Genomic DNA, 3751 nt, shown 5'->3' on the forward strand with positions numbered 1-3751 from the left:
CCATCTCCCAGGAAGCGGTGATGGCACGCCGATGCCGTGGTAGGTTCGAAGGGGGAGCAGGCGCGCATGCGGTGTTGACGTTGCCGCGCCGTCTGCCGGAATCCTTTGGTGAGCCGTGGGTGGAGGCCCGTCGATGCCTGGAGGGCAGAGCAGGGGGTGGAGAGCGCTCGCGTGGAGCCACGCACATCTGGCCCTGGCGGTGCTGGTGGTGCTGTTCTGGTCGCTGCTGGGGGACCGGCTCGCCGGTCTGCTGTTCCTGCCGGCCTGGGTGCTGGTCACCCAGCTGATCGCCGCCGGCAGCCTGGAGGCCGCCCGGCTGCGTCGCCGTGCCTGGCTGGACCAGTACCTGCGTGACGATTCGCCCTGGCACCGCTGGCTGCGCGGCGGGGCGCTGATGGTGGCCCGTCACCAGTTGCTGGGCGCCTGCCTGGCACTGCTGCTGCTGGTGAAGATGCGCCTGCTGGCCTGGGTCGACTGGCCGCTGCTGCTGCTCGCGGTGGTCGGGCTGGTGGTGCTGCGCAATGGCCTGCGTCGCCGCCTGGCGCGGCATGTCATCGGCGACCATCTCCCGGCGGTGACCCGGCGCCTGGTGGTGGTGCCCGCGGCCGGCCTGCTGGGCCTGGCGCTGGTGGTCGCGGCCCTCTGGCTGCCCCAGCCCTACCTGATCGGCCTGGGCTGGGAAGAGGCGCTGCTGCGGCACCTGCAGGGGCGCGACGCGGCCTCGCTGCTCGGCTTCTTCGAGCGATTGGGCAGTGCGGTGGAGATCACCCAGTATTGGGCCATGCAGAACGCCGTGGAGAGCCTGCGGCTCGGCGCGCCCCTGGCGCTGCTGGGCTGGCTGCTGTTGCTGCTGACCCAGAGCGCCTTCGCCTGGGCCTATGTCCGCCTGCTGATCGGCGCCGATGCGCTGCGCCGGGAGGGCCGCCGGTCTGCTCCCGTGGCGTCGCGTTCGCGTGGCGAGGGGGAATCATCGTGAGCCCTGACACGTCACTCACGGCCCGGCCGTCGCCGAGCGGCTGGCGACGCTGGGCCACCTCCCTGCTGGCGGTCGTGGCACTGATGCTGCTGCTCGACCTCGGCCACCGCCTGTTGCAGGACCGTGCCGACGCACCGCTGTTCCGGGTGGTGGTGAACGGCGAGTCCCTGCTGCTCGATGGCGAGACCCACGCCGAGTTCGGCCGGGACCTGGACCGGCTCGCCGCACGACTGCAGCAGGACGTGGCGGCCGGGATGCGGCCCTGGGTCGACGAACGCCTGGAGGCGGCCTTCGCGCCGCTCGAGGCGGCGGTGCCGGGCTATCTCGACTGGTACTACTCGCTGTCCGGCAGCTACCTGCGGCTGGGGATGGCGGTGGCCGGCGAGCTGGACGGTTGGCTGGATACGCAGCGCCACGAGCGCCTGGTCGCCGCCAGCGGGGTCGAGCAGGCCCTGGCCGAGCTGGAGGCGGACTACCCGCAACGCCTGGCCCGGGTGCAAGAGGGGCTGATGCAGGGCGTCGCCCAGCGCCTGCACCGGGAGTACGCGCCGCGGCAGGCGGCGCCGGCGGAGGAGGGTGAAGGCCCCGTCCATGCCCTCGATCTCGACCTGGTGCTACGGCAGGCCTTTGATGACAGCCTGGACGCCTCGCGCTGGGGCACCGCCACCCTGGGCGGTGCCGGCATCGGCCTGGTGGCGGGCCGCGCCCTGGCTCAGCGGCTGGGGAGCGGAGCCGCCCTGCAGGGCGGCCGGATGGCGGTGCGCAGCCTGCTGGCCCGGCTCGGTGCCAATACCGCCCGCTCGCTGGCATCGGGCGGCGCGGCGGCTGCGGCCACGGCGCCCTCCGGCCCCGGGGCCATGCTGATCGGCACGGCCACCGCCGCGGTCTCCCTCGCGGGGTTCGTCGGCAGCGAATACGCGCTGCTCAAGGTCCAGGAGGCCCATTATCGGCCCGGGATGGAAACCGAGTTGCATGAGGAGATCGACCGGGCCAGGGAGGAGCTGGCCCGGTCGCTCGAAGGCGTGGCCGCGGGCAGCGCCATGACCTTGGCCTCGCGAATGGAACACCATGCCGGCCAGGCCGAGCAGGGTACGCAGACGCCCGAGGAGTACCGGATCTTCGGCCGCCGGGGCGATTGACAGGCGCCTCGCGCCTGACCCTGACACCTGGAGCGAGCGACGGGGCGCGGCCGGACCTTCAGAGCCGGCTGCGGCTCATGCCGTCTTCCATTTGATGTTGCAGCCCATCGACGGCTGCTGGCTCGCGTCCGGCGCCTGACCGGCCAGCACCGCATCGGCGGCGGCACGCAGGTCGGTCCCGGTCACCGGAGTGTCCTTGCCCGGGCGGCTGTCGTCGAACTGGCCGCGGTAGACGAGCCGATGGTCGCGGTCGTAGAGGAAGAAGTCCGGCGTGCAGGCGGCCTCGAAGGCGCGGGCCACGTCCTGGCTTTCGTCCACCAGGTAGGGGAAGTCGTAGCCCCGCGAGCGGGCCTCCTCGATCATGCGCTCGGGGCTGTCGTCGGGATGGCTGTGGAAATCGTTGCTGTTGATGGCGATCACCGCGAGGCCGCGCTCGCCATACTCCCGGGCGAAGTCGGCGAAGGCATCGGCAACGTGCTTGACGAAGGGGCAGTGGTTGCAGATGAAGGCCACCAGCAGGGGCCGGCCCTGGAAGTCGGCGCTGCCCACCTCCTCGCCGCGCGGGTCGGGAAGGCGAAAGGCCGGCAGGGGGCTGCCGAGTTCGGCCATGTTCGAGGGTGTCAGGGACATGGGGAAGACCTCCTGGGTGTCGCTTGAAGGATAGCCTCAGGGTAACAGATGGCGCCGCTGGAGTCGGCCGGCCGGGCCTGTCTACACTGGATCGGGCCAGTGCCGGTCGCCGGGGCGAGAGGCGCCATGGCGCCTGCCGGGCGGATGGCAGGAAAGTTGAATTCATGGGCCTTTCGCTGGTCCATCGGATGATGACGAGCGACGGGGCGAGACAGGGAGGAGGTGACGGATGAGCGTGCAGCAGGTAACCGAAGCGGAACTGCTGGCCCGAGTCGAGCGCTGCATGGCCGGCGAGCGGCTGGTGGTCGAGCACGAGGGCCGGCGTTTCCCGGCTCGGGTACAGCATGTCGGTGCCACCGGGGTGAAGGTCATTCCCGAGACGGCGCTGCAGGGCAGTCACGGCGCGCCCGGTGACATCAACGGCTTCATGGTCTCGTTCGGCGAGATCATGGAAGTCGAGATCGGCGGCGTCACCTATCGGTGGCGGTGAGCCGACGGCTGGCTCAGGGGGCCGGCGGGTAGCCGAGTTCGGCGCCGAGACGAGCGGCGTGGGCCGAGATCCAGCTCGGGTCGAAGGGCCCCCAGTCGCGAATCACGTAGTGGCCGATGTTGTGCCGCTCGCCGGCGTCCTTCTCGAATTCGCAGACGATGTCCAGCTCGGCCAGGGCCCCCAGGGTGTCCTGGGCCGTGCGTCGTGGCATGCCGGTGGCGGCCATGATCGCCGGCACGCTGGTGACGCCGCTGTCGACCAGGTGGGCGACGTAGAGGCGTCGGTAGAAGCTGGACTGGGTCTTGCTGAGTGGCATGGTCGGCCCCTGGCTGTCGCGGGTCACTCGGAGACGGGCCTGCAAGAGTAGTCGAGCCGAGGTGCACCGGCAACAGGGCGCGATCGGCAGCGACGTTGCCATCCCCCCGTGTCAGAGATCAAGGCCTTCCCCCCGAGAAGCTACCATGCTGTGGTGAGGGGCTGCGTCGGGGGGGGGGGGGGGGGGGGGGGGGGGGGGGC

Annotated in this window: 5 protein-coding genes; 3 read left to right on the top strand and 2 right to left on the bottom strand. The window is 71.3% G+C overall.

Annotated features, from left to right (window positions below; translation table 11 throughout):
- Positions 1–133 precede the first annotated feature (133 nt).
- Positions 134–976 carry a hypothetical protein gene (locus CR157_RS11960; protein ID WP_146218679.1) on the top strand — a complete coding sequence of 281 codons (843 nt, stop codon included), beginning with the start codon at positions 134–136 and terminating at the stop codon, positions 974–976.
- Positions 973–2115, top strand: coding sequence for a hypothetical protein (locus CR157_RS11965; protein WP_110283758.1), 1143 nt, complete (start codon positions 973–975; stop codon positions 2113–2115). The genes CR157_RS11960 and CR157_RS11965 overlap by 4 nt, the downstream gene beginning before the upstream one ends.
- 75 nt (positions 2116–2190) lie before the next feature.
- Here CR157_RS11965 and CR157_RS11970 read toward each other — a convergent pair whose 3' ends face one another.
- Positions 2191–2745 carry a thioredoxin family protein gene (locus tag CR157_RS11970; protein WP_110283759.1) on the bottom strand — a complete coding sequence of 185 codons (555 nt, stop codon included), beginning with the start codon at positions 2743–2745 and terminating at the stop codon, positions 2191–2193.
- Positions 2746–2974: 229 nt separating this feature from the next.
- On the opposite strand from CR157_RS11970, the gene CR157_RS11975 reads away from it, so the two are divergent.
- Positions 2975–3235, top strand: coding sequence for a hypothetical protein (locus CR157_RS11975; RefSeq protein ID WP_110283760.1), 261 nt, complete (start codon positions 2975–2977; stop codon positions 3233–3235).
- A gap of 13 nt (positions 3236–3248) precedes the next feature.
- On the opposite strand, the gene CR157_RS11980 is transcribed toward CR157_RS11975, so the two are convergent.
- Positions 3249–3551: a winged helix-turn-helix domain-containing protein gene (locus tag CR157_RS11980; RefSeq protein ID WP_110283761.1), complete on the bottom strand. Its 303-nt coding sequence runs from the start codon at positions 3549–3551 to the stop codon at positions 3249–3251.
- Positions 3552–3751: the final 200 nt, after the last annotated feature.

The organism is Halomonas sp. LBP4 (genome assembly GCF_003202205.1).
Taxonomy (GTDB): domain Bacteria; phylum Pseudomonadota; class Gammaproteobacteria; order Pseudomonadales; family Halomonadaceae; genus Halomonas; species Halomonas flagellata.